The sequence below is a fragment of the Bacillus spongiae genome, assembly GCF_037120725.1.
GTDB classification, from domain to species: domain Bacteria; phylum Bacillota; class Bacilli; order Bacillales; family Bacillaceae_K; genus Bacillus_CI; species Bacillus_CI spongiae.
Genome location: NZ_JBBAXC010000008.1, coordinates 63937 through 90695 on the forward strand (window position 1 = coordinate 63937; position 26759 = coordinate 90695).

Consider the following 26759-nt stretch of genomic DNA (forward strand, 5'->3'; position numbering starts at 1 on the left):
CTAAAGGGTAAAATAGAAATATAAATATAAGCTTTAAATAAAGGAGGAGTTTACATGTTAACTTATAACATTCGTGGTGAGAACATTGAGGTAACTCCAGCAATTAGGGAGCATTTAGAGAAAAAAGTAGGAAAGCTGGAGCGTTACTTTAATGAAACTCCTGATGCAAACGTACACGTAAATTTAAAAGTATACCATGATAAAACAACAAAAGTAGAGGTAACGATTCCAATGCCACATATCGTCCTTCGTGCTGAAGAAAGACATGAAGATATGTACGCAGGAATTGATCTAATCATTGATAAATTAGAAAGACAAATAAGAAAGCATAAAACAAAGATTAATCGAAAAATTCGTGAAAATGGAAGTCCAAAAGAGTTTTTTGCAAATATGGGAGGAACGAAAGCTGCTCAGCTTCAAGAAGATGAAGAGGAGATGGAAGTCGTTCGTACAAAGCAATTTAATTTGAAGCCAATGGATAGTGAGGAAGCGATTCTTCAAATGAATCTATTAGGTCACAGCTTTTTCATTTATACAGATGCTGAATCAAATGCGACCAATATCGTTTATAAACGACGTGACGGGAAGTACGGACTAATTGAAACGAACTAACGAGAGAAAAAAAGCGGACTCAAAATTGAGTCCGCTTTTTTTGTTGGAAATGAAGAGGAGGGTGAAGGCTGAAACCTCTCTTACTATGAAATATAGAATAATAAGATTTGACTAAGCATCGGAATATCCTGGTTCTTTTTCTTTTTGTCATTTTGCTTTATGATAAAGAGGTTAGATTTTTCGGAGATATTCTAGAAAAAAGGGTGAATGGAATGACACAAATTGGTAGAAATGAACCGTGCCTATGTGGGAGCGGCAAAAAATATAAAAAATGTTGTGGAAAAGCGAATTCCGTAACAGTTGAAGAACTAGTCTCTACAGAGCTTGACCACCTACAAATGCAAATGATGGATTATGTTCTTAAGAAGAAAGATGCTGAAATGGTGCAGGAGTATCAGAAATACATTTCAAACAGTGAGCAATTCCAAAAAGACGAGGAAATTTTTGAAATCGCCTTTACTATTTGGTATTTATTTATTCGTAAAAATAGTCAGGGACATACGCTATCGAAGCAATTTATTGAAAGTCAAATGGAGTCGATTCAACGTCCTCTTACACGGGAAATCGTATCTTCGTGGGAGGAAGCTCCGTTTATTGCTGGGAAAATATCAAATGTCCAGGAGACGTCGATTACCCTTCAAGATGCATTAAGTGGTCAGACATTTTCGTTAGATGAACAAGATCAAGACTTAAAGGAGAACGCTTTTGTTATTGGAGTGGTTCTTACCTATGGTGAAAAACAAGTGTTATTTGGTCAATATTTTATTTTTCCTAGCCTTGGCGAAGAATTATTTGCACACGCGCAAGAAAAGTATATAGAGGGAGTTCATGAAAGTTTCTTTACATTGGTCGACTATGCCTTTCAAGTATACAAAGATGATACTCGCAAAGAGAAGTCGCCACGAGTGACAGGGAAGTCGAAATTTAATAAAGCTTCATATGAAAAGGCAACCGAATCACTAAAAACATATCTTGAAGAGAATGGGGAGGAAAGCAATCGAGTAGAATTTGCTGTTTCGTTACTAGAAGAATATTTAGAAAGAGCAAAGCCTACTATGAGGAACCCACACGTATACGCAGCGGCTACAGTAGAAGCAGTGAAACATTATTTACCTAAGCATGTAAATCTTCTTCAAAAGGAAATTGCTGCAAGCTTTGACGTTTCACCTCAATCTATTTCGAAAAAAAGAAAAGAGATTGTTGATGCTGTGGAAGATATGATTTCTGATAAGGAAGGTTTGTCGCTTCAACAGTAAAGCAAGGCTGTTCGTTATCAACATCTAGTTTCATAGAGTAAATTCATAAAAAGGCAAACACGGACGTGTTTGCCTTTTTATGAATGACAATAGGTAAACTTTGTTATTCTGAAGTTGTCACTCAATTGGTGAAGTGGTAAGATAAAAAGAAAGATTACGAGTCATTCGATCGATGAAAGAAGTAAGAATGACGTAGACGAGATATGTATAACGAAAAAGGAGCGTTAAGACATGATTGGATTTTTAAACAAAGTTTTCGATGCCAATAAACGCGAATTAAAAAAGGCTGAAAAGCTAGCAGACCAAATAGATGCATTAGGTCCTAAGATAGAAGCATTATCAGATGAAGAGATTAAAGCAAAGACGGTTGAATTTAAAGAGCGTTATCAAAGCGGAGAAACGCTAGAAGATTTATTGGTAGAAGCGTTTGCTGTTGTTCGTGAGGGAGCCCGTCGTGTTCTTAACCAGCATCCTTATCGAGTCCAGCTCATGGGGGGAATTTCTCTTCATGAAGGAAATATATCGGAAATGAAAACAGGTGAAGGTAAAACGTTAACAGCTACGATGCCAGTTTATTTAAATGCGATTTCTGGCAAAGGCGTTCATGTTGTTACAGTGAACGAGTACTTAGCAAGTCGTGACGCTGAGGAAATGGGACGGTTGTATGAGTTTTTAGGTTTAACCGTCGGTCTAAATTTAAATTCATTATCGAAGGAAGAGAAGAGTGAAGCCTATTTAGCGGATATTACCTATGGAACCAATAATGAATTTGGTTTTGATTATCTTCGCGATAATATGGTCCTTTACAATGAACATAAAGTACAGAGACCACTTAACTTTGCTGTCATTGATGAGGTTGACTCCATTCTTATTGATGAAGCAAGAACGCCGCTTATTATTTCAGGACAAGCACAGCGCTCTGCTCAGCTATATATGCAAGCTAATGCCTTTGTACGGATGCTTAATAAAGAAAGCGACTATACGTATGATGAAAAGACGAAAAGTGTATTATTAACAGAAGATGGTATTTCGAAAGCTGAAAAAGGCTTTAATATTGAAAATCTCTTTGATTTAAATCATGTCAAGCTCCTTCATCATATTAATCAAGCGTTAAAAGCTCATGTTACGATGCATAAAGACGTAGACTATGTAGTGCAGGATGGCGAAGTGGTCATTGTTGACTCCTTTACGGGACGATTAATGAAGGGGCGTCGTTATAGTGAAGGGCTGCATCAAGCTATTGAAGCAAAAGAAGGACTTGAAGTTCAAAACGAAAGCATGACAATGGCAACGATTACTTTCCAAAACTACTTCCGTATGTATGAAAAACTGTCCGGAATGACGGGAACAGCTAAGACGGAAGAAGAAGAGTTCCGAAATATATATAATATGAATGTCATTGTGATTCCGACGAACAAACCGGTTGTTCGTGATGATCGTTCCGATTTAATTTATGCGTCAATGGAAGGGAAATTCCGTGCAGTGGTAGAGGATATTGCCGAACGTCATAAGAAGGGGCAACCTGTTCTCGTCGGTACAGTAGCGATTGAGACTTCTGAAGTAATCTCCAAGCTATTACTTAAACGAGGTGTTCGTCATAACGTTTTAAATGCGAAGAACCATGGGCGTGAAGCGGATATTATTTTAGATGCAGGTCAAAAAGGTGCCGTGACGATTGCGACAAACATGGCGGGTCGTGGAACGGATATTAAATTAGGAGAAGGTGTTCTTGACTTAGGGGGACTGGCTGTTATCGGAACAGAACGTCATGAGTCACGCCGAATTGACAATCAGCTTAGAGGTCGTTCAGGTCGTCAAGGAGATCCTGGTGTTACACAATTCTATTTGTCTATGGAAGACGAGCTAATGCGTCGCTTTGGCTCTGACAATATGAAATCGATGATGGAGCGTCTTGGGATGGACGATTCTCAGCCAATTCAAAGTAAAATGGTAAGTCGAGCCGTTGAAAGTGCGCAAAAGCGCGTGGAAGGAAATAACTTCGACTCGCGTAAGCAATTACTTCAATATGATGATGTGCTTCGTCAGCAGCGTGAAATTATTTATGCTCAGCGTAATGAAGTATTAAGCTCAGAAAATCTTCGTGGAATCGTCGAAAATATGCTACGTTCTGTGATTGAACGACAAGTGGAGGCTCACGCATCACTGGCGGAAGAAGAAGAAAAATGGAATCTTCAAGGATTAGTGGATTTTGTTCAAGCCAATCTTCTTAGTGAAGGCGATGTCGAGGTTGCGGATTTAAAGGATAAATCACCAGACGAAATGACGGAGTTTATTTTCCAAAAGGTTCTTTCTCTATACAGTGAAAAAGAGGAAGAAATGACTTCTGAACGTATGAGAGAATTTGAGAGAGTAGTCCTTTTACGTGCTGTTGATACGAAATGGACAGACCATATTGATGCGATGGACCACCTTCGTCAAGGAATTCATTTACGTGCTTACGGTCAGAATGATCCTTTAAGGGAATATCAAAATGAAGGATACATTATGTTTGAATCGATGGTCACAGCGATTGAAGAGGACTCCGCACGACTTGCGATGAAGGCCCAAATACGCAATAATCTTGAACGCCAAGAAGTAGCAAAAGGCCAAGCGGTAAATCCGAAAGAAGGCGACCAAAAGGTGAAAAAGCGTAAGCCGGTTCGCAAAGAGGAAAACATCGGTCGAAACGATTTATGCCCATGTGGAAGCGGGAAAAAATATAAAAATTGTCACGGATAAAGAGCGTATGGTGTTTGACTTTTGGTCATACACCATACTACTGTTTTACTGAAAAATGGTAAGATGAACGTTTAATGATATACGAAGAATTTATAGTGAATCACTTCGTCTTACCTATTTAATAGACGAAGTGAGTTTTATTAGTACTGAACCTATACGCTTACCTTCAGAAGATTGATGAAACACAGATTATTCATAGAGGTGAACTTAGAATGGAATTGTCAGAAATGAAAGTGGAGTTAGAAAAAACAGCTAAGAAGCTAGCTGATTTTAGGGGGTCTCTTTGACCTCGAAACGAAGGAAGAACGAATTGCAGAGCTAGATGAAATGATGGCAGATCCAAACTTTTGGAATGATCAGCAGGCAGCTCAAGGTGTCATAAACGAGGCCAATGGTTTAAAGGATCTTGTTAATGAGTACAATGATTTATTTGAAACTCATGAAACATTAGAAGTCACATTTGAACTAGCGAAAGAAGAGGCCGACGAAGACCTCGAAGGGGAGCTCGAGACGGAATTAGTTGACTTATCAGAGAGACTAAACCATTTTGAACTTCAGTTGTTATTAAGCGAACCTTATGATAAAAATAATGCCATTTTAGAGCTGCACCCTGGTGCTGGAGGTACCGAATCTCAAGATTGGGGATCCATGCTACTTCGAATGTATACACGTTGGGCAGAGAAAAAAGGGTTTAAAGTTGAGACTCTTGATTACCTTGCTGGTGATGAAGCAGGGATTAAAAGTGTGACGCTTTTAATTAAAGGGCATAATGCTTACGGCTATCTAAAAGCAGAAAAAGGTGTTCACCGCTTAGTGCGTATTTCTCCTTTTGATTCTTCAGGTCGTCGTCATACTTCATTTGCGTCTTGTGAGGTTGTTCCAGAATTTAACGAAGAAGTTGAACTAGACGTACGTACAGAAGATTTGAAAATTGATACGTATCGTGCAAGTGGTGCTGGTGGACAGCATATTAATACGACTGACTCTGCTGTCAGGATTACTCATATTCCAACAGGCATTGTCGTGACGTGTCAATCTGAACGCTCTCAAATTAAAAATAGAGCACAAGCGATGAATATGTTGAAGGCCAAGCTTTATCAAAAGAAAATTGAAGAGCAACAAGAACAGCTTCTTGAAATACGTGGGGAGCAGAAAGAAATTGGCTGGGGAAGTCAAATTCGATCCTATGTATTTCACCCCTATTCGATGGTGAAAGATCACCGCACAAGCACAGAGACTGGGAATGTACAATCAGTAATGGATGGTGATATCGATCCATTTATTGATTCATATTTACGTTCACGTATACATTAAACGGCTGACTTAATTGTCAGCTTTTTTTATGGTCGAATGAAGTGTTATGATTCATTGCTCCTTCATTTATAGCAACCCTTCTGACTACTGTCTCCTATATATCCCTACCTTTTGAGAATCTCCACGTAATTAAGGATTATTTAGCATTCACTCCCATTTCTATATTTTAAAGGTTTAGGATGTAAATTGTTCTTCAATATTTTAAGCATCCATTACTTTAACGCGTTATAGTAGTGTCATTTACAGACATTTTTCGACATGCTATACTCCTAAAACGGAAGATTTAGGGGAAACTACATAGACTGACTGGAAAGGGAGCTACAAAGATGAGCAATAGTAAGCGAAGACGCGGTGAACTAGCGAATCCAGCATTAAATAAATTATTAGAATATGGGTATATTTTTATTGGATCCATTTTAATCGGGATTGCTTTCAATGTGTTTTTATTGCCGAACGAAGTGGCATCAGGAGGAGTTACAGGTATTTCAACAATCTTAAAAGGGTTAGTAGATTGGAATCCAGCTTATGTACAATGGGCATTAAACATTCCACTATTTATTGCGGGCCTTATACTTTTAGGAGTTCATTTCGGTGTAAAAACAGCGGTAGGAACTATTTTTTTACCACTAGTCGTTTATCTAACTGAGGATTGGGAACCGTGGACCTCCGACCCTTTATTAGGATCACTTTTCGGAGGGATTGGAGTTGGGCTTGGACTTGGAATTGTCTTTCGAGGCAAGGCTTCTACAGGAGGAACAGATTTAGCAGCGCAAATTATTAATAAATATACAGGTTTAACACTTGGAACATGTGTGGCGTTAATTGACGGGTTAATTGTACTGTCAGCCGCCATTGTTTTCGATATTGAGAAAGGTTTGTACGCGCTGATTGGCCTATTTGTTACAAGTAAGACGATTGATTTAGTACAAGTCGGCATTGGTCGTTCGAAGATGACACTCATTATTACCAATCGTCAAGAAGAAATTCGAGATGGTATTTTGAATAAAATTGATCGAGGTGTGACAAAACTATCTGCATATGGTGGTTATACGGATGATGAGAGACCCATATTAATGTGTGTTGTCGATCAGACAGAATTCACAAAGTTGAAACAACTAGTGAAGGCGATTGATCCATCAGCATTTATTGTTGTTACGGACTCTTCTGAAGTGCTTGGAGAAGGTTTCAATCGGGCGTAAAATTGGTATAATGTAATTGTGATTCTATTATTTCCCAAGGAGGGAATAGCCGTGAAAAAATTAATATATAGTGTCCTGTTAGGTTCTGTATTAGTGTTAAGTGCATGTGGTGGTGGTGAAGATGAGCCTGAGAAAGTAGGAATCGAAAAGCTTGTTGACCAAAAATGTGCGACATGTCATGGAGGGAACTTACAAGGTGACTATGGCCCAAAGATTGATAATATCGGGGCAAAACTAAGTGAAGATGAGATTTTAGACATTATCGTAAATGGAAAAGGACAAATGCCTGGTGTCCTAAAAGGTGAAGAAGCAAAAGAAGTAGCAGAATGGTTTGCAAATAAAAAATAAATGTAACAGGGAATGTCTTTGCGAGCTTGTAGAGAAACCTAGTGGATTTCTCTACAAGCTTTTTTGTGAGTGATTTTGCTGAAAATAGGCGAAGTACGTTTTGTTAACTTTAGAAAAAACGGGTCTTTTTTTACTCTTTCAAGTACGAAAAAATAATGATTATTTGTGAAAAAAGACTTGTTGGTACATAGAAAATACTTACGAAATATATCTAATCAATTATTGATTTCGACAATAACAATAGATTATAAATTAAGATATTAAACAATTACCTTACTTCATTAAAAGAAATAAAGTGGAAAAACAAGAATTACTGAAGAATAATGTTGAATTTAGAATCATTTCATCTAAAATTGAAAATTACAATTGAAAAGAAACTGTAATACAAATTTCGATGACCTGATCTAGGTCAAATGGTATAATGAACTGTGGGCATTTTTCGAGCCTATTTGACAACAAGATGTGACTGCATAATCCAACAATAATAAATTAGGTGATTAACACATGATTCAAATGACAAATGTCTATAAAGAATACTCAAATGGTATTGTTGCTGCTAATGGGATTGATGTCCAAATCCAGCAAGGTGAGTTTATTTACGTGGTAGGTCCCAGTGGAGCAGGGAAGTCTACATTTATTAAATTAATGTACCGTGAGGAAAAACCTACTTCTGGAGATGTCATCATTAATGGCATTAATACTGCGAAGCTAAAAAGCCACCGTGTCCCATACTTGCGCAGAAATATGGGAGTAGTCTTTCAAGATTTTAAACTTCTTCCATCTTTAACCGTGTATGAGAATGTAGCGTTTGCATTGGAAGTGACTGAAGAACCCACTGTGATGATGAAGAAAAGAGTGATGGATGTTTTAGACTTAGTCGGTTTAAAACATAAGGCTAGAATGCTACCAGATGAACTCTCAGGAGGGGAACAGCAACGTGTATCGATTGCCAGATCCATCGTGAACACGCCGAAGTTAGTCATTGCTGACGAACCAACAGGGAATTTAGATCCTGAAACATCTTGGGAAATTATGAAGATTTTTGAAGAAATTAATACGCGTGGTACGACAGTTATTATGGCTACCCATAATCGTGATATTGTTAACACGATTCGCCATCGTGTCATTGCTATAGAAAATGGTAAAATTGTTCGAGACGAGCAACGAGGTGATTACGGCTATGAACTTTAATACCCTTTTACGTCACTTACGTGAAAGCTTGAAAAATATCGTGCGAAATAGCTGGATGACTTTCGCTTCAGCTAGCGCCGTTACAGTAACATTAGTACTTGTTGGTGTTTTTGTAGTACTCATGCTAAATATGAATAAAGTGGCGACAGATATAGAAAAAGATATTGAAATTAAGGTGTTCTTATCTTTAGAAGCAGATGAAGAGATGATTGACAAGTTAGAGTCACAAATTGAGGGTATCTCAGGAGTGGAAAGTATCGTATTCTCATCAAAAGATGAAGAATTGAAGGATTTAATGGATGATGTTGGCGAAGAGTTTGGACTTTTTGAGCAAGAAAATCCATTATACGATGCGTTTGTTATTAAAGCAGAAGATCCGACAGAAACGAAGTCAATTGCAACACAAATTCGACGATTCGATAATATAGAGGAAGTAGTATATGGCGAAGCCAAAATCGATCGATTATTTAGCTTTTTTAAATACAGTCGAAATGTAGGTTTAGTGTTAATCATTGGACTGTTATTTACAGCGATGTTTCTAATCTCTAATACAATTAAAATTACGATTGTCGCACGGAGAAAAGAAATAGAAATTATGAAGCTAGTCGGAGCAACCAATTGGTTTGTTCGATGGCCATTTATTTTAGAAGGGCTGTGGCTTGGTATATTAGGATCCGTTATTCCTGTCATTCTAGTATCTACTAGCTATTATTATGCCTATCAATATATTGAGCCTAAGCTTCGAAACTCTCTTTTTTCAATACTAGAAGTAACGCCATTTATTTACCAAGTGAACATATTGATCGTATTAATGGGATGTTTGATCGGTGTTTGGGGCAGCATGATGTCCGTCCGCAAATTCTTAAAAATATAAAACAAAAACCGTAAGATATAGAAGTGAGAGGAGCACATATTGTGAAAAATAAACCACTTATCGCATTATCACTTGCGGGGGTCTTAACAGTAGGTAGTTTCCCTAGCAATAGCTTTGCACAGTCCATGAATAGTTTAAAGCAGGAGCAGAACAAGCTTGAAGAGGAACAAAACGAAGTAGAGGGAAGTATTGATCAGAAACAGGCGGAAATAGATAAAAACCTTGCTAAGCAGAAGGATATGCAGGCAGAAATAGTAAAAATTGACGCAGAAATAGATAAAAATTTAGGGGAAATTCAAAAAAAAGCGGCAGAAATTGAAGAAACGAATATAGAAATTGATAAATTAAAAGAAGAAATAAAAGAAATTGAGAAAAAAATAGCAGAACGTAATGAGCTATTAGAAGAAAGAGCAAGAACGGTGCAACAACAAGGTGGAAGTGCTAGTTACTTAGATGTGGTCCTTGGTGCGAAAAGCTTCTCTGATTTTATTTCACGTATTACAGCCGTCAATACTATAATGGATGCCGATAAAAATATATTAGCAGATCAGAAGAGAGACCAAGAATTACTAGAAAAAAAGAAAAAAGAAGTAGAAGAAAAGTTAGAGAGTTTAGAAGCGGCAAAGAACAAGCTTGAAGACCTTAAGGCAAGTTTAGATAGTCAAAAGGCAGAAAAAGATCGCTTATTAGCGCAATTAGAGACGGAACACTCAAGCCTTGAAGAGGAAAAAGAAGAGCTAGAAGAGCACGCACATGCACTTTATGAGATGAGCAAAGCGGTCGAAACAGAAATTATAGCTGCAGAACGTGAAGCACAGCGTATTGCGAGGGAGCAGGCTGAGGCGACAGCGGCATCCAATACAAGTGGATCATCATCGTCAGGAGGTTCATCTTCGGCTGCCGCACCAGCAGTGAGCTCAGGTAGTTGGACGAAACCAGCAAGTGGGATTATTACGACGAATTTTGGTTTAGATGTTCTTAATGGTAAAACTCGTTATCACTACGGGATGGATATCGCCAAATCTGGTAGTGGCGTTCCGATTGTTGCCGCAGCAGATGGTGTAGTTTCACAAGCCAAATGGAGCAACTCATACGGAAATGTCGTCTTTATCAGTCATAATATAAATGGTCAAACGTATACGACGGTTTATGCTCATATGTCCTCTTATGCAGTGTCAAATCTTCAAACGGTTAAAAAAGGCCAAAAAATCGGTGTGATGGGGAATACAGGTTATTCTTTCGGTCAGCATTTGCACTTTGAAGTTCATGCAGGTGGTTGGAACGGAAGTAAATCCAATGCTATAAATCCGAGAAGTGTTATTAACTTCTAACCCATGAATTCATTAAGAAAGCGGTTAAATAAAAAAACACAACTTGCTTATGGTTATCATAACAATGTTGTGTTTTTTTAAAGGTAAATTACTTTGGCTAGCAATCTTTTATCTGTAAAATCGTACTATGTCTTTATTTAGTAGGATAGATAATTATTTATAACTAAATTCTGTAAATGATTTTATAGTATGCTATTATAGTGATATAGATAACTACATTATTGAGGTGAACAAATTGAAAAAATCTCCAATAAAATATTTTGTATTAATTACTTTGTTTTTCGCTATATTGTTAGCAACGATTGTTGTACTGAAAGAGAAGAGCGAAGATAAAGGGGAAGTACTTGATTCTCATCCCTCTACAGAAAATCAACCGACACTCGGTGAAAAGGATGCCCCTGTTTCTGTCGTTGAGTTCGGGGATTATAAATGTCCTGCTTGTAAATCATGGGGTGAAACGATTTATCCTGCATTAAAAGAGGAATTTATTGATACAGGTAAGGCGAACTTTTCTTATGTAAATGTATTATTTCATGGTGCCGAATCGCAATTAAGTTCTTTAGCAGCAGAGTCGGTCTATAATCATGACCCAGATTCTTATTGGGCATTTCATAAAGGGATTTATGATGAACAACCAGAGCAAGAGAGTGCTTGGGTCACAGTCGATAAGATGCTTGAAATTGCAGAGAAGACAACGAATATGGATATAGAAACATTGAAGCAAGATTTAGAGAAACAGACATTTATTGATGAGGTAGAAAAGGATGCGTCTTTAGTATCGCAATATTCGGTTAATTCAACTCCAACGATTATTATTAATGGCACAAAGCTAGAAAATCCTTTTGATTATGATCAAATTAAGTCATTAATTGAGGAAGGGCAAGAATAGGTGAATAGCGACAATAAGATCAGTAAAAGTCAATTGTTTATGTATGCAGCTTGGCTCGTTTCGATGATTGCTACATTAGGTAGTTTATACTTCAGCGAAATTAAAGGGTTTATTCCTTGTGAACTTTGTTGGTATCAGCGAATATTAATGTACCCTTTAACCCTAATTCTTGGAATTGGAACTTTTCAGCATGACTTAAATGTAAGAAAAATAGTCTTTCCAATGGCTATAATAGGCTGGTGTATTTCTCTGTTTCACTATTTGGAACAAAAAGTACCAGGCTTTGCGGAGATTAAACCATGTGCAAACGGTGTTCCATGTAGTGCAGAATACATTAACTGGTTCGGTTTTATTACCATTCCATTCTTAGCTTTAACAGGCTTTACTTTTATTCTTATTTTTACGTTATTAGCTCGAAAAGAAAAGTAACGTTTGGTATTCCATGTTTCGCATGAATGTTATATCATCGTATTGAAAAAAGGAGAAGGAACCTTAAAAAGTTCCTCCTCCTTTTTTATTTTATTCCAGCTATATGATGTTAGAAGGTTTTGTTCTTCACTTAATCAGAAGATACACCTATTTAACTAAAAAGGGTGGGTACCTAATCCATTTATTATATCCAAAGATGAAGTCATTTTTTGACGACCAATATGTTTAGCTTATGAATAACTGTACTTACGTGGTAGGTACTACTTTGCCAATAGAAATATAGGGATAACCATTTGCAGAGGATGTAACAAAGTAAAAGGATATTAGTAAAATAACAAGGGAGCACTATTGTGTTCTTTCACAGCAAACCTTGCTATTTACCTGTGTAATCGCTACCTGTCCCTCATCGTGTTATTTAAGACATTTCAATCCTCTTTACTGGTGAGAGTCGATGTTAGTAGTAGTAGACTATAGGGATTTATATCTGCTTTCTTTCGGAAAGCTTCTTAATATAGTAGAGATATGATTGACAGAAGGGCTTCCAGTTTTTTATGATATAATTATAATACATGAACATATTGTCATATATGAGAATAGAATAGGAGTGGTATCGTGGGAGAAAGTAATAAAGAAAAGAAAATGGGACTGAATAAGAACAGTCAAGCTCCTGAGCTTGAAGAGTGTGTAGAAATAGATGAAGAAACGCTATTTATTGTAACACAAACATTTAAAGCTTTATCAGAACCAACGAGAGTGAAAATCTTACACTTACTTGCTCAAAAAGAACACTCTGTTAATGATATAGCCGAAACGTTATCTCTTCTTCAAACAACGGTTTCTCATCAATTACGCTTCTTAAAGAATTTACGATTAGTCAAATATAGACGTGAAGGAACGACACTATATTACTCTGCTGATGATGATCATGTGATGAACATGTTACAGCAAACAATCCACCATGCCAGACATCATTAGTACTTTGGGGAGAGATGAAGAATGAATGAGTATAGGTTACAAGGTCTCTCTTGTGGAAACTGTGCAAGAGAGATGGAGGAAGCAATAAATAAATTAGAGAATGGGGAAGGGTCAAGGATTCTCTACAATAGTAGTAAACTGATTCTAACTAATGAGGTTGATTTGCAAAAAGTAGAGAAAATTCTCTCGGCGGATGGAGCCATCATTGTCAAAGAAGGCGATTATGATTCAATGGATCATACCCACTCGCATGACCGAACAGATCGTATGAAAATCTTGCTTGGCCTATCAACAATCATTTTCTTAGCAGCCATTTATGTTGATACACAAGTTCAAACGAATATACCAGTCATTATGTATTTAACTGCTGCGGCTTTAAGTGGATACCCAACCTTTATTAAAGGGGCAAAAAATCTAGTTCAGCTCAAGTTTAACATCGATACGCTCATGACCATTGCTTTAATTGGTGCTTTTTCTATCGGAGAATGGAAAGAAGGTACGTTAGTAGCCATTTTATTCGGTGTAAATGAATTACTAGAAGGCTTGGGGATGGCGAAGGCTAGAAAGTCAATGGAGGAATTATTAAAGGTTGCCCCGAAGGAAGCGATTCTGCTTGAGAACGGGCATGAAAGAATCGTCCCTATTGAAACACTTAGGAAGGGGGATGTAGTTCTCGTCAAATCAGGTCAAAAAATCCCTTCTGATGGGATAGTCGTCTCAGGAAGAAGTTCAGTGAATGAAGCAGCCATCACAGGGGAAGCGATGCCTGTAGAAAAAGAAAAAAATGAGAAAGTATTTGGGGGGAGTATTAATAACGAAGGTGTGCTCAAAGTAAGCATTACGAAAGAGTATAAGGACTCCTCCTTGGCCAAAATCCTTCATTTAGTTGAAGAAGCACAGGAAACGAAAACACCAACTGAACAATTTATTAATCGATTTGCTAAATACTACACGCCGCTAATTATGGTCGTTTCCCTTTTAGTCATGGTGATTCCCCCACTCATTATCGGAGGTGATTGGGGGATATGGTTTTACCAAGGGTTAGCCGTTCTTATTGTTGGTTGTCCTTGCGCTTTAATTCTTTCGTCCCCCATTGCTATTGTTTCAGGAATAGCACGTAATGCTAAAAATGGAATTCTAGTAAAGGGAGGGGTATTCCTTGAGCAGCTTGGAAAAATTAATACCGTTGCGTTTGACAAGACAGGGACATTAACAAAAGGTCATCCTTATGTAGAAAAGATGTTCGTCTATGATGAAAAGCGATTTTTCTCCATTGCTGGTTCGATTGAAAAGAATTCTACCCACCCTATTGCAAAAGCTGTAATGGAAAAGGTTAATGAACAAGGTATTCTGTTTATTGAGCCAGACGACATTCGTACCATTTCAGGTCAAGGTGTGACTGCTGTAATCAATGGCAAAGAGTATACAGTAGGGAATGAACAAAGCCTCCATTTCCCATTGCCTGACGATGTCGCAGCAAACATTCAACTGTTAAAAGATGAAGGCTATACACTTGTCATTGTTTCAGATAAAGTCACTGTATTAGGCGTGTTTGGTGTAACGGATGAAATTAGACAGGAGAGTAAAGAAATTATTAATCAGCTTTATTCAGCTGGGATTAACAATACCGTTATGTTAACGGGAGACCATGATAAGACAGCAGAAAAGGTAGCAAAACAGGTAGGGCTTACTCATTATTATGCGAGTCTATTACCAGAGGATAAAGTAGCGAAAGTGAAAGAGCTGACGAAACGTGGAAAAGTAGCCATGGTAGGTGATGGGATTAATGATGCTCCTGCATTAGCAACAGCCGATCTAGGTATTGCTATGGGGAAAGGAACGGATAGTGCAATTGAAACAGCCGATATCGTCTTAATGCAAGATCATTTAGGGAAACTCCCCTCTGCTGTAAAAATTTCGAAGAGGGTAAATAATATTATTAAGTTAAACCTTTCATTAGCTTTAGGCTTAAAACTTATTGCTTTATTACTAACTATTCCAGGCTGGCTTACCCTTTGGATTGCTATTTTATCAGATATGGGTGCAACGATTTTGGTTACGTTAATTAGCTTGACGATTATGATTGGAGAGACGAAATAAGGTCTCTGAACCTGTGTAGGGGAGTAGGACCAAACCTACTCCCTAAACAGATGAAGGAAATTGTGATATATTTTCTATATAAAATGAGTTGAGATTGTGGTTTGGAAAAGTAGCATAGAAAGGAAGGGAAAAATGGACATCGTTAATGTTATATTAGTATATTTGATTTTATCAATCCCAACGTTGCTAGTATTGTTTTTCTTTAAACGAAAATCGAGGCAGGAGCTTCAAAAGTTAGAAAAAGAAATGAATGAAAATGAAGTATAGGGTGGGAAATTATTCATTACTAGCAAGGACTACATGAAGATATGTACCGATTCTCCTTGAGAAATAAATTAAAAAAAGAAATTGAAGTGCCAATTCATAGGATTGGCACTTCAATCATGTAGGTTACGGAGAAACGGTGGCATGAACAGAATAAGCATCGGTTATTGAAATGGACTGTTCGCCACTTCCTATTTTATAAGTAGCCGAAGTGCGATGTTCCTCCAGATCAACCTCGTTACTTTCTTGTTGACCTTCTCTCGTTTCTGGATAGGTCCACTGAATTTCATCCCCTTCGATATGCTGGATGTCTCTTAGTCGAACCGTAACATCTTCTGCTTTAGTGAGGTCCAGCGACACATTGGATGAGTTTTCAATATTCCATGAACTTACTATTTTTCGTGGTTTTAACGTAATGGCATTATCGCTTTCAACCTCAAGAGAAGCGGAGGCTGGAACGACTAAAGTTGCTTCTAATGAATGAAACGTTGTCGTCCATTCGTTACGTTGGGGTAAATCTTTAAACGTAATAAAAATCGTATCCCCTTTAATTTTGGTGAAAAGGTAGTCATTGACCTCTTCTAACAAAGGTTTGCGGTCGACATACTGAGTACGATACGTCCCAAAAATACTGATTTCCTTATCAGTTGAGGTTTCAATCGTTAAAGGGTGATCCCCTGTATCGACTACGATTCTCTTAATCTCTGTTCCTGTTTCTTTATTAAAGGCAGGGAGGTTTGCAGTCGCTACCTCATTATTGAAGGAAGAGGTAACGTGCTCAAGCAACCCTGTTGTTTGAACGACGGTCAATCCAATACCAACCATGCCAATAAATCCGACAAAGATTATACTTAAAAAATCATATTTTAAAAAGGCCTTTTCGCTACGAGATAGAAATAAATATAGTAAAATTTCGATTCCTAACACAATGAATAGCACAGGCCACCAACTGACTAAAATAAAGGCTGTTTCCCAATGAAGAATTTGTGTTAAAAGTAATAAAATCCCTAAAAATAACAGTGATCCTCCCATGGAAAAGGTTCCTACTCTCCAAGTTCTCATTCCTCAATCTCCTCATTCTTTGTCGTCTTTTTATTTCCTGACATAAGCTTTATGCCCCCTCCTATTAACAACAAACAGATGACCCCTGTTTGTAAATACGTATTAACCCAAGTGTAAAGATGAATATTCCAATATTCATATACAATGGGTGATACGATAGGGAAGAAAAGGTTTGTTGCAAGGTAATAAACACCAAGGAGAATAAGCCCGATCCCTATCCATTTCTGATGGTTGAGAAAATACGAGACAATCGGTTCATCTTCTAAAGGCTCTTGATCGTGTCTCGATGCTCTTTGTAGCCCATCAAAGAAGCTATAAAACCATATAATAGGAACAAAGAAGAGAAAAATCCCTAGGCGAAGGACATCTAATATATAGATGGAAAAGAGGAAGGCGGCCATTAATTGAATCCCTCTCTTTTGATATCCTAAGTAAAGATGACCTGCTCCAGGAAACATGGATAATAAGGTAGCTAATGTTCTGCTCTTTCGTCCCTCTGCATGGCGACTTTCAAAGTCTTCTAAAATGGAGTGGTCTGTTAGCTCTTTTCCAGCTTCCTTTTTATTTAATAACTGCATCGTATCAAAGAAGTTGTAAACCCATAGTACTGGTAAAATTATTAAGAAAACGATAAATTCACCACGACCTGTAATAGCGGTCACAAATAAAATCATTGCTGCTACTCCGAGGAATGAGGCTAAAAAGGTCATGCCTCGATTCATTAACCCGAGCTGGAAATGACCAAGCCCAGGGATAAGCGATAATACGATTGTGTAAAAGCGTTCTGAGCTTAATTCGGTCGTTTCTTTTCCTTCAATATTCGGCCGTTTTAACATTTTAGATGCCTTAATGGCTGTATAAATGATACTAATGACGTATAAAAGGAACCCTGCAAAAATGAATAAATAGGCAAAGGCGTCACTATAAGTCATTTCAGCAACCAAAATGCCAAATGGGAGCGAACCGAAAGTAGCCAACAGAACCATAAGACCTATAAAACCATTGCCTAAGTACATTAAACCTGCACCTGGAATAAAGCCGAGTAAAACTGCTATAATTGGATTTTTTTGTTTCACCATTTATTTTTTCTCCTTTTCTTCTATTTTTTCCACCTTATCTAGGAAGGTGAGTACTTGCTCGGTGAAGGAAGGTTGTGTCTTTTGTTCAAATTTGGAAGATACGTTGGTCAATTCAGAAAAGACCCCTGTTAACATTAGTAGAAAGGTCATCGCTGTTGCGAGTAGGTAGTGAAAGACTTTGTCTTCGTACCACTTCCTTCTATAGATTGTCTTATCTGCTTCTTTAAAAGGAATTTTCTTCATCAACTCATCTGTATATAAGGAGGGTTCCGTTATAGTCGGAAGGTCTGTTTCAAGACTTTCAATGGCACTCATATAGCTTTCTAGACAATCGTCACATGAATAAAGATGTTGCTCATATTCATTTCGAACCTCATCATCAAGTAAATTCCCATTAATGTAATCCTGCCATTCCGTTAGTGAATAATGCTTCATTGAAACTCCTCCTCCTTCCAATTTTTTTTCATCCATAATCGAGCGCGATATAACTTTGTCTCGATTGTTTTAATTTGAACATTTTGTTCATCCGCAAGTTGCTGATATGATTTTTCTTTTATATAGAATCCTTCGATGACTTCTCGATACGCTGGTGGTACCTTCGCAAGTTTTTTTCCTAACAATTGCTTTTGTTCTTTCCGAAGCAGCATGTTCTCAATTGTCTCTGTTCTATTTGCATCAATTGAGGGTGGAAGCTCGTCGACTAGCTCCTCACTTCGCCTTGCCTGCTTTCTTTTACAATCAATCGCATGGTGAACAGCGATGCGTGTGATCCATGTCTTAAAACCTTTCCCTTCATAGCTGAGGAGAGAGGAATAAATCTTAATCCAAACTTCCTGTGAGGCATCTTCTGCATCTTTTTGATTACGGAGAACACCGTATACACTTCGAAAGACATCGTTTTTATATGTTTCGATGAGCAATCGGAAAGCATGTTCACTGCCATTCCTCGCTCGGTCAATGAGCGATTCAACCAACCTCTCTCCCCCCTTTTTCATGACGTCACCTATATAGACGACAGAATTTTGCTAACCCCTACACTTTTTTAAAAAAAATATTAGGGTACTATTAATGATACCCAATTACGATTTAGAAGTATGCACTTAGTCTACGACCTATCATGGATCAGAACGGCTATGTACGAATAGTTAGGGACTCCTCTTTAGTAGTAAGCACGCAAATGGGATTGCTTATATGAACCGGTATATGTTCTAAGTCTACTATAGCTAAGCTCATGGGAATGTTTGATTATTTTATGGTAGAAATTTTACGGTCTATTAATTTGATTACTTAATATCAAACAGTTCACTTTTATATTAATGTATTTTCTTTGTATTTTTCGCATGGAATTATTGATTGAATCGGCAGTAAGATCGTGTATTTTGGAAAAGTGCGGCTATACTAGTAGTGATGTAGTAAGAGAAGTAGGTCTTTGTTTTAATTGCAAAAGAGTAGTCATAGCCTATGCTTTTTCAAATAGTGTTCACGGAGATGTGGTAAACACTTTGTTTTTATCGTATATAATGGTGGTAAACTTTTTATTATTCATAATAGGATGAGGAGAATGTAAATGAAGAAACGATATTTCTTTGGTCTATTCTTTCTATTAATCAGTTTAATTTTTGCAGCTAATCTGCTATACGAAGGAAAAATGAAAGAGAAAGAGGTTTCGGCACAGTCTCAAGTAAGCTTAAACAAAGGAGCGACCCCTCCTGACTTCACGTTAACGACAGTTGATGGAAAGGACATGACGTTATCTGCTTTAAAGGGGAAGAAGGTCATCTTAAATTTTTGGGCAACATGGTGTCCACCTTGTAAGGCAGAAATGCCCTATATGCAACAATATTATGAGACCTTTCAAAAAGAGCATAATGTAGAAATCGTCGCAGTGAATTTAACAAGTGAGGATAATGGCCCTAGCGCGGTTCAAAAATTTATTAAAGATTATCAATTGACCTTTCCAGTCCTTTTAGATAAATCGGGAGAAGTAGCCGATAGCTATAAGGTGTTATCCATTCCCACTACTTATTTTCTTACTTCTGATGGACATATTTACGAAAAAAGGATAGGTCCAATGAGTGAGGAGATGTTGAGTGATATAGTCCAACAAATGCCATAATGATTTCGAAGAAGAGGATCACATTAGCTTGACTAAGAAGGGGTATTGAGAGGGAAATGTTAAGATTACTAAACACGTCACAATGGTTAATTAATTCGCATTTAATGATTGATATTGAGAGATTAGTAGGAAGAGTTCATAATAGGAAAAGAGCGGGCTATTCCAGTTTTGCTTAGGTTCGATTGACAATAACAAACATACACTACAATTTAGAAGGTGGAGATAAGATGAAGTTTGGTTCAAAAGTCGTGCATGGATATAAACAAACGAGAAACATTCAGAGTAAAGCAACTCCCATCTATCAAACCTCCGTTTTCTCTTTTTCTTCCTTAGAAGAACTGGAAAGCTATTATACAGGTGAATCACCTTATTTATATTCAAGGGTAGGGAATCCGAATACAGATGAATTAGGGCAGACGGTGGCTGGGTTAGAGGGGGCGCCGAGTGGCGTCGCTGCATCATCTGGACTTGGTGCCATCTTAGCGGGAATTTTAGGAATTGCTCAAGCTGGAGATCACCTTATTGCAGCAAAGGATTTGTACGGTGGCACGTATCATCTCTTAGCTACTGAGCTAAGCGCATTTGGAATAAGTGTCTCATTTGTTGATTTTGCTAATAAGCAGGAAATCGTAAAGGCTATTCGTAAGGAAACGAAGCTCCTATTCTCAGAAACCGTAACAAATCCTTTCCTGCGGATTGAAAACATTGCCCATTTATCGACGTTGGCAAAACAACATGAACTCAGTTTAATGATTGATAATACGTTTTCGACACCTTATTTTGTACAGCCATATAAGCTAGGAGCAGATGTAGTTGTCCATAGTGCGACAAAATACATAGGGGGCCATAGTGATGTGACTGCAGGAGTAATCATCGGGGGTGAGCAGCTGATGGGAAAGGTTCGGGAAAAGGTGGTTAATCTTGGCCTTAATTTAAGCCCTTTTGAAGCATGGCTTGCTTCTAGAGGGGTGAAGACACTGGCTCTTCGCATGAATCAGCAGGCCAGAAATGCGGAACGATTAGCACAATCCTTAAGGCAACATAATAAAATAAAAAAGGTTTACTATCCAGATGGGCTGTCCCATAAAGGAAATGGAGCCATTGTCACAATTGAATTAGTAGAAGGCGTCGATATGAGCGTGTTTTTCACTTCGTTAAGTTGGATTAAAATTGTTCCTTCTTTAGCAGGAGTTGAAACGACCGTTTCTTATCCGCTTGGAACGAGTCATCGAGCTTTGCCAAAAGAAGCTCAGGAAGAACTCGGCATTAACGAAAGAGTTGTGCGTATATCGGTAGGAATTGAAGAAGAAGAGGATATTGTGAAGCAATTCCAAGATGCTCTCTCACATATAAAGATGCAAAAGGGTTCAAGTAAGCAGTGAATGAAAGAATATTTATTAGAAAATTCAGAATAAATGATTGACGTTAACACAGTCATACTCTATAATCTTTATAAGCCATGAATAATGATTACAATTTAATACTCTTATCGAGAGTGGCGGAGGGAATAGGCCCTGCGAAGCCCGGCAACCTTCAAGTGAACAACACTTGAAAAGGTGCTAAATCCTACAGGTCATAACCTGGAAGATGAGAGGAGGAGTTTGTAAGTTTGCCCTCTTCTTACGGAAGAGGGTTTTTTACTGTTCTTTTTTACTCTCCACGCTCATTTTTCCCCATCCGACTATGTCATTGGCCATCGACTTTAGAATCTCTTAAGGAGGAATAAAGATGACAGAAAAAACATTTGAGGTTGAGACGTTATTACTGCACGGAGGTCAGACTCCAGATGCTACGACAGGATCGAGAGCTGTGCCGATTTATCAGACTACTTCTTTTGTATTTGACAATTGTGACCACGCTGCAAAGCTGTTTGCTTTACAAGAGCCAGGGAACATTTATACGCGCATTGGAAATCCAACGGTTGATGTATTGGAAAAACGGTTGGCATTATTAGAGGGAGGAGTAGGAGCGCTTGCTGTTTCATCAGGTATGGCAGCAATATCATTAGCTATATTAAATATTGCTCATGCTGGCGATGAGGTTGTCGCAGCTTCTTCCTTATACGGCGGAACATATAATTTATTTTCAACTACTTTACCGAAATATGGGATTAATGTAAGGTTTGTTGACCCAGCAAATCCAGAAAATTTTCGCCAAGCCATTACGCCAAAGACGAAAGCGGTGTTTGGAGAAATTATTGGAAATCCGAGCTTAGATGTTTTAGATGTGGAAAAGGTTGCTGATATTGCTCATGAATGTGGTGTCCCCCTCATTATAGATAATACATTTGCTACGCCATACCTTTGTCAACCACTTAAGTATGGGGCGGATATTGTCGTTCATTCCGCCACGAAGTGGATTGGGGGACACGGAACAGCGATTGGGGGTATTGTCGTAGATGGGGGAAAATTTGATTGGACAAATGGGAAATTCCCAGGACTTACAGAACCTGATTCGAGCTATCATGGTTTGAGGTATGCGACAGATATTGGGGAAGCCGCTTTTATTATTAAACTTCGTGTTCAACTATTACGAGATATAGGGGCGTGCTTAAGTCCTCAAAATGCCTTTTTACTTTTACAAGGACTTGAAACTTTACACTTGCGGATGGACCGTCATAACGATAATGCCTTTTCTATAGCTCAGTATTTGGAAAAACATGAAGATGTTGCTTGGGTTTCGTATCCTGGCTTAGCATCTCATCAAACAAAGCCGCTAGCAGAGAAGTACCTAAAAACCGGGTATGGATCAATTGTTAATTTTGGCATTAAAGGTGGGCGAGAAGTAGGTAGAACTATTATCGACTCCGTCAATTTATGGTCGCATGTTGCAAATGTAGGGGATGCAAAATCGCTCATTATTCACCCTGCTTCAACGACTCATCAACAGTTAAGTGTAGATGAAATGTTAACGACAGGCGTCACGGAAGAGTTAATTCGCTTGTCGGTAGGGTTGGAATCAAAAAATGATTTAATAGCAGACTTATCCGATGCCATACTAAAAGCCAAAAAATTCACCTCGACAATCCCGCAATCATAAGGAGGGGCAAGGTGAGAAGAGAAGGAAAAGTCATTCTCAATAATTTTTGCTTTCAGGACGGAACGGAACTATCTAAGGTGGAAATTGCCTATGAATGGGTTGGTGAGGAGCATAACCCATTTATTCTCATTTGTCATGCTCTAACAGGTGATCATCGAGCAGCCGGAACGGAGAAGAATCCGGGGTGGTGGCATGAGGTAATTGGTCCGAAAAAAACGATAGATACGGACCGGTTTCAAGTGATTACGTTAAATGTTTTGGGAGGCTGTCATGGTAGTAGTGGCCCAATGTCCATTAATACATTAACAAATGAACCTTATCGACTTACCTTTCCCCCCGTAACGATTCGTGATATTGTTCATTCCCATCGGGCTGCATTGGATGTGCTAGGGATAAATGAGGTAGAGGCAGTCATTGGGGGGTCATTAGGGGGAATGCAGGCTCTAGAGTGGGGTCTATTATACCCCACATTTATGAACCGCTTAGTCGTTTTAGCAGCGACCCCTTTTTTAAGTGATTATGCTATTGCTTTTAATACAATTGGGACGCTTGCTATTCAAAACGACCCAAAATGGGATAACGGGAATTATGACCAATCCTCTGATTTAAGAGGTCTTGAGATAGCTAGAATGGCAGGAATGGTGACGTATCGAAGTAGAGAGGTATGGAATGAAACGTTTAATAGGAAAAAAGCTGATAACGACGTTTTTGAAGTGGAATCTTATTTAGCCTATCATGGAAAAAATCTCGCTCACCGGTTTGATGCAAATAGCTACTTACTTCTTATGAAAGCGATGAATTCTCATGATATTGGTTCTGGCAGAGGCGGTTGGAAGCGTGCCGCAAAACAATATAAATCAAAGGTAAAGATAATTGCTTTTCAAGGGGATTTACTTTACCCAAGTGATGCTCTAAGCGAGTTAAGTGAGCTTGTGCCGAAGGGAGAGTTTCATGAAGTAAAGCTAAAGGTGGGGCACGATGGTTTCCTTGTTCAATTTGAAAAATGGGAATACCTTATTTCAACGTATTTACCAAAGCTGATGAAAGACGACCAAAAAGGAAACAATGTTATATCAGGCTAAAAAATCGTTCCAATCAATGAGTCAATAATAATCGAATTTTGCTTCAGTTCTATCTTGTCCACCCTAATGCATATAAATAGGGTAACAAAGACATTGCACATTTGTTTTTGTGTGATGTCTTTTTCTTGTATTCTATGATCTTTTAGGGAGGGAATGGGTGAGATGGGGAAGAAATATAGATTCCTAATAGGTATTCTCCTCATATTGTTGGTGAGTGGGGTAGGGTACGGTGTGTATAAATGGTATTCAGAAAAGCAGTCCATCACGAAAATCCCACAACAGATTGAGCAAGTGAATGAAGATCTTCGTAAGGTAGAAATGGCCTATGAATTGATTTTAAGTAAATATGTAGAAGGAGTAGAAGAAGCGACATTAGTCGAAGGTGCGATTCAAGGGATGTTAAAAACACTAGATGACCCTTATTCAGTCTATATGGATGCTCAAACAGCGGCACAATTTAATGATTCCCTTGATTCTTCTTTCGAAGGGATTGGTGCGGAAGTCACAGAGGTTGATGGCAAAATTAAAATTGTGGCTCCTTTTAAAAATTCACCAGCGGAGAAAGCAGGACTAAAGCCAAACGATGAAATCATGAAAGTAGATGGGGAGAGTTTAGAAGGTAAGGATGTATATGAGGCAACGCTAAAAATTCGCGGAAAAGAAGGGACTACTGTTCGATTAGAAATTAAGCGCGAAGGCTTGGTAGACCCGATTGAAGTATCTGTACAAAGAGCGGAAATCCCAAATGAGTCCGTTCATTATGGAATGAAAGGTGATAGTCGCCAACCAATTGGATACGTAGAGATTACGTCTTTTTCCGAAAATACGGCTGAAGAATTTCAACAGGCACTGACGGATTTAGAGGAGGAAGCCCTGACAGGTTTAATTATTGATGTAAGAGGGAATCCTGGGGGGCTTTTAAAGGCAGTTGAGCAAATTTCCGCACAGCTTGTGGCAGGAGAAAAGCCTTATTTTCAAATACAAGAGAGAAGTGGTGAAAAAAGACCATATTACTCTCCGTTAAAAAAGAAGAAACCTTATCCGATTGCGGTCCTAATAGATGAAGGGAGTGCATCTGCATCGGAAATACTAGCTGGTGCTCTTTCTGAAGCAGGTCAATACCCTTTAATAGGTGTTAAAACCTTTGGTAAAGGTACTGTTCAGCAGGCTATTCCACTTGGAGATGGTAGCAACATAAAAATGACAACATTCAAATGGTTAACTCCAGATGGAAATTGGATTCATCGAAAAGGAATACAACCGACAATTGAAGTTGAGCAACCATCCTTTTTTCATACACACCCACTGCAAATAGAGCAACCGTTAAAAGTAGAAATGAACGATGAAGCCGTTAAGCGTGCTCAAGAAATGTTGTATGGATTAGGGTATGGGCCAGGAAGAACAGATGGTTATTTTAGTATGCAAACCGAAAAAGCGGTAAAAGCATTTCAAGTCACAAACTCCTTAGCTGTTACAGGTGTAATTGATAAGAAAACAGCAAATAAACTGGAAGAAGTCATTCAACAAGAGACTGAATTAGAGAAGAATGATATACAGCTTCAAGCAGCCATTCATTATTTGTCTGCGCAAGATGAATGAGTCAGGCCTAAATCATAAACCACTTCCTTCTTGGAGGTGGTTTATCTATGTTGTTCGATTCAATCAAGTTCTCTTTATTAATAGAAATTTAGACAAGGGGAAACTCTTTAGAAAAACGAATGAATTAGAAAGAGATGAATAAAAAAGTTCAATCATTTTCTACCTGTTTTACGGAATAAATTGCGTCTTTTCTTAAGTGATGACTTCTAGCTTCTCCAATCTTTCCTTAATAATGAGTAAGAATAATGATCATAATATTTTCCTTTAAATAAGTGTTTGTCTCGATAAATACCTTCTTGTATAAAACCAAATTTTTCTAGTAGACTAGAAGATTTTTCATTTTCCAAAGCTACAAAGGCATTAATTCTATTAAGGTTCATATTTTTAAAACCACTTTCGATGGCCACTTCTAAAGTTTCTTTCATATATCCGTTTCCCCAATATTCGTACCATAAATCATAACCTATTTCAGCTATGTTATTATACTTATCCCAATAATCAAACCCGCAAGTTCCAATTAATGATTGGTCTAATTTTCTTACAATTCCCCATCGATTATGACTTTTTTCTTCAGGATTTGAGTTCCATTCAATAAATTCTTCTGCTTCTTCAATGTTGGTAAAGACATCTTCGTCATACAAATATTCACAAACCTTCTCGTTACTAAAAAGTTTAAAAATAAATTCAGTATCCTTAAAGTCCAACTCTCTTAACTGTAATCTTTCCGATTCTAAATTTGGAAAAATATTTTGCAAAATATATTCCCCTCCTAATTTTATACAGGATTAAAGTTCCAAATTTCAACAAATATGTTACTTAACATATCATTTAATCTATATTTATTCTTTATAAAGGCGGAAAAAGGAAACGGGTTAACCTCCTATTAGTATAATGATAGAACTAATAAAGAAAAAGTCGATTACTCCTTGTCTTGATTAATTTGTAGAGTTCCACAACCAAGAAACAAATTTAGTATTTTTCCTCCAATTAAGTTATGTAAGTCTTTAAGGATCTTTTAATCGTTTGCATATTAATAATTGGTTCGTCTCTTTATTGTAAATCAATAGAACATTCTATCGCACTTAACTACCTCCTTTAATTCTACTCCTCCCACTCATCACAAAGTCCCATACTCTCCACAATAAGTTATTCTACTATTAGGAACTATTATACCTATATTCCAATAGTATTATTGTTCTATATATCACCTTTTTAAAAATTACTACTAAAGAAGTGAGGAGCGCTAAAGGTGAGAGATTTG

Annotated in this window: 24 protein-coding genes and 1 riboswitch; of the genes, 19 read left to right on the plus strand and 5 right to left on the minus strand. The window is 37.8% G+C overall.

Annotated features, from left to right (window positions below):
- The first annotated feature begins 54 nt into the window (after window positions 1–54).
- From hpf to WAK64_RS11210, 14 genes are all read left to right on the plus strand, one after another.
- Window positions 55–612: a ribosome hibernation-promoting factor, HPF/YfiA family gene (gene hpf, locus WAK64_RS11145; RefSeq protein ID WP_336587050.1), complete on the plus strand. Its 558-nt coding sequence runs from the start codon at window positions 55–57 to the stop codon at window positions 610–612.
- Between the two features lie 212 nt (window positions 613–824).
- Window positions 825–1868: an SEC-C metal-binding domain-containing protein gene (locus tag WAK64_RS11150; protein WP_336587051.1), complete on the plus strand. Its 1044-nt coding sequence runs from the start codon at window positions 825–827 to the stop codon at window positions 1866–1868.
- 231 nt (window positions 1869–2099) lie between these two features.
- Window positions 2100–4607 (plus strand): preprotein translocase subunit SecA, encoded by a 2508-nt coding sequence (gene secA / locus WAK64_RS11155; protein WP_336587052.1) that lies wholly within the window; start codon window positions 2100–2102, stop codon window positions 4605–4607.
- Between the two features lie 212 nt (window positions 4608–4819).
- Window positions 4820–5921, plus strand: a protein-coding gene (gene prfB, locus WAK64_RS11160; RefSeq protein ID WP_336587053.1) for a peptide chain release factor 2 whose coding sequence is annotated in 2 segments (ribosomal slippage) — window positions 4820–4891 and window positions 4893–5921 — 1101 coding nt in all. Because the reading frame shifts where the segments join, the coding sequence is not laid out codon by codon here.
- A gap of 326 nt (window positions 5922–6247) precedes the next feature.
- On the plus strand, window positions 6248–7120 hold the full coding sequence (locus WAK64_RS11165) for a YitT family protein (RefSeq protein ID WP_336587054.1): 873 nt from the start codon (window positions 6248–6250) through the stop codon (window positions 7118–7120).
- Window positions 7121–7171: 51 nt separating this feature from the next.
- A complete protein-coding gene (locus WAK64_RS11170; protein ID WP_336587055.1) occupies window positions 7172–7468 on the plus strand; it encodes a c-type cytochrome in 297 nt (98 codons plus the stop codon).
- 504 nt (window positions 7469–7972) lie between these two features.
- A complete protein-coding gene (ftsE, locus tag WAK64_RS11175) occupies window positions 7973–8659 on the plus strand; it encodes a cell division ATP-binding protein FtsE (RefSeq protein ID WP_336587056.1) in 687 nt (228 codons plus the stop codon).
- On the plus strand, window positions 8649–9533 hold the full coding sequence (gene ftsX, locus WAK64_RS11180) for a permease-like cell division protein FtsX (RefSeq protein ID WP_336587057.1): 885 nt from the start codon (window positions 8649–8651) through the stop codon (window positions 9531–9533). Before ftsE ends, ftsX begins: the two co-directional genes overlap by 11 nt.
- A gap of 41 nt (window positions 9534–9574) precedes the next feature.
- Complete coding sequence (locus WAK64_RS11185) at window positions 9575–10864, plus strand: murein hydrolase activator EnvC family protein (RefSeq protein WP_336587058.1); 1290 nt, start codon at window positions 9575–9577, stop codon at window positions 10862–10864.
- 226 nt (window positions 10865–11090) lie between these two features.
- A complete protein-coding gene (locus WAK64_RS11190; RefSeq protein WP_336587059.1) occupies window positions 11091–11753 on the plus strand; it encodes a DsbA family protein in 663 nt (220 codons plus the stop codon).
- 18 nt (window positions 11754–11771) lie between these two features.
- Complete coding sequence (locus WAK64_RS11195; protein ID WP_419465932.1) at window positions 11772–12182, plus strand: disulfide oxidoreductase; 411 nt, start codon at window positions 11772–11774, stop codon at window positions 12180–12182.
- 639 nt (window positions 12183–12821) lie between these two features.
- Window positions 12822–13157, plus strand: coding sequence for an ArsR/SmtB family transcription factor (locus WAK64_RS11200; protein ID WP_336587160.1), 336 nt, complete (start codon window positions 12822–12824; stop codon window positions 13155–13157).
- Between the two features lie 21 nt (window positions 13158–13178).
- Complete coding sequence (locus WAK64_RS11205; protein ID WP_336587061.1) at window positions 13179–15257, plus strand: heavy metal translocating P-type ATPase; 2079 nt, start codon at window positions 13179–13181, stop codon at window positions 15255–15257.
- A 132-nt stretch (window positions 15258–15389) separates the two neighbouring features.
- Window positions 15390–15524 (plus strand): tumor necrosis factor receptor family protein, encoded by a 135-nt coding sequence (locus tag WAK64_RS11210; protein WP_336587062.1) that lies wholly within the window; start codon window positions 15390–15392, stop codon window positions 15522–15524.
- A 123-nt stretch (window positions 15525–15647) separates the two neighbouring features.
- On the opposite strand, the gene WAK64_RS11215 is transcribed toward WAK64_RS11210, so the two are convergent.
- The 4 genes from WAK64_RS11215 to WAK64_RS11230 are packed head-to-tail and all read right to left on the minus strand — an operon-like array spanning window position 15648 to window position 18657.
- Window positions 15648–16583: a hypothetical protein gene (locus WAK64_RS11215; protein ID WP_336587063.1), complete on the minus strand. Its 936-nt coding sequence runs from the start codon at window positions 16581–16583 to the stop codon at window positions 15648–15650.
- On the minus strand, window positions 16580–17662 hold the full coding sequence (locus WAK64_RS11220) for a hypothetical protein (protein ID WP_336587064.1): 1083 nt from the start codon (window positions 17660–17662) through the stop codon (window positions 16580–16582). The genes WAK64_RS11215 and WAK64_RS11220 overlap by 4 nt, the downstream gene beginning before the upstream one ends.
- Complete coding sequence (locus WAK64_RS11225; protein ID WP_336587065.1) at window positions 17663–18097, minus strand: anti-sigma factor; 435 nt, start codon at window positions 18095–18097, stop codon at window positions 17663–17665. It abuts the gene before it with no gap.
- Window positions 18094–18657 (minus strand): sigma-70 family RNA polymerase sigma factor, encoded by a 564-nt coding sequence (locus tag WAK64_RS11230; protein WP_336587066.1) that lies wholly within the window; start codon window positions 18655–18657, stop codon window positions 18094–18096. Before WAK64_RS11230 ends, WAK64_RS11225 begins: the two co-directional genes overlap by 4 nt.
- Window positions 18658–19229: 572 nt before the next feature.
- On the opposite strand from WAK64_RS11230, the gene WAK64_RS11235 reads away from it, so the two are divergent.
- The 5 genes from WAK64_RS11235 (at window position 19230) to WAK64_RS11255 (ending at window position 25498) form a co-directional block, all read left to right on the plus strand.
- Entirely contained in the window at window positions 19230–19778 is a 549-nt protein-coding gene (locus tag WAK64_RS11235) for a redoxin domain-containing protein (protein ID WP_336587067.1), read from the plus strand.
- 227 nt (window positions 19779–20005) lie between these two features.
- The gene (locus WAK64_RS11240) at window positions 20006–21160 is read left to right on the plus strand and encodes a trans-sulfuration enzyme family protein (RefSeq protein ID WP_336587068.1); all 1155 of its coding nucleotides are present in this window, start codon (window positions 20006–20008) and stop codon (window positions 21158–21160) included.
- 101 nt (window positions 21161–21261) lie between these two features.
- A riboswitch (SAM riboswitch) is annotated at window positions 21262–21372 on the plus strand.
- A 134-nt stretch (window positions 21373–21506) separates the two neighbouring features.
- On the plus strand, window positions 21507–22817 hold the full coding sequence (locus WAK64_RS11245; RefSeq protein WP_336587069.1) for an O-acetylhomoserine aminocarboxypropyltransferase/cysteine synthase family protein: 1311 nt from the start codon (window positions 21507–21509) through the stop codon (window positions 22815–22817).
- Between the two features lie 11 nt (window positions 22818–22828).
- Window positions 22829–23899: a homoserine O-acetyltransferase MetX gene (metX, locus tag WAK64_RS11250; protein ID WP_336587070.1), complete on the plus strand. Its 1071-nt coding sequence runs from the start codon at window positions 22829–22831 to the stop codon at window positions 23897–23899.
- A gap of 162 nt (window positions 23900–24061) precedes the next feature.
- Window positions 24062–25498 (plus strand): S41 family peptidase, encoded by a 1437-nt coding sequence (locus WAK64_RS11255; protein WP_336587072.1) that lies wholly within the window; start codon window positions 24062–24064, stop codon window positions 25496–25498.
- Between the two features lie 206 nt (window positions 25499–25704).
- On the opposite strand, the gene WAK64_RS11260 is transcribed toward WAK64_RS11255, so the two are convergent.
- Complete coding sequence (locus WAK64_RS11260) at window positions 25705–26253, minus strand: GNAT family N-acetyltransferase (RefSeq protein ID WP_336587073.1); 549 nt, start codon at window positions 26251–26253, stop codon at window positions 25705–25707.
- Window positions 26254–26759 lie beyond the last annotated feature (506 nt).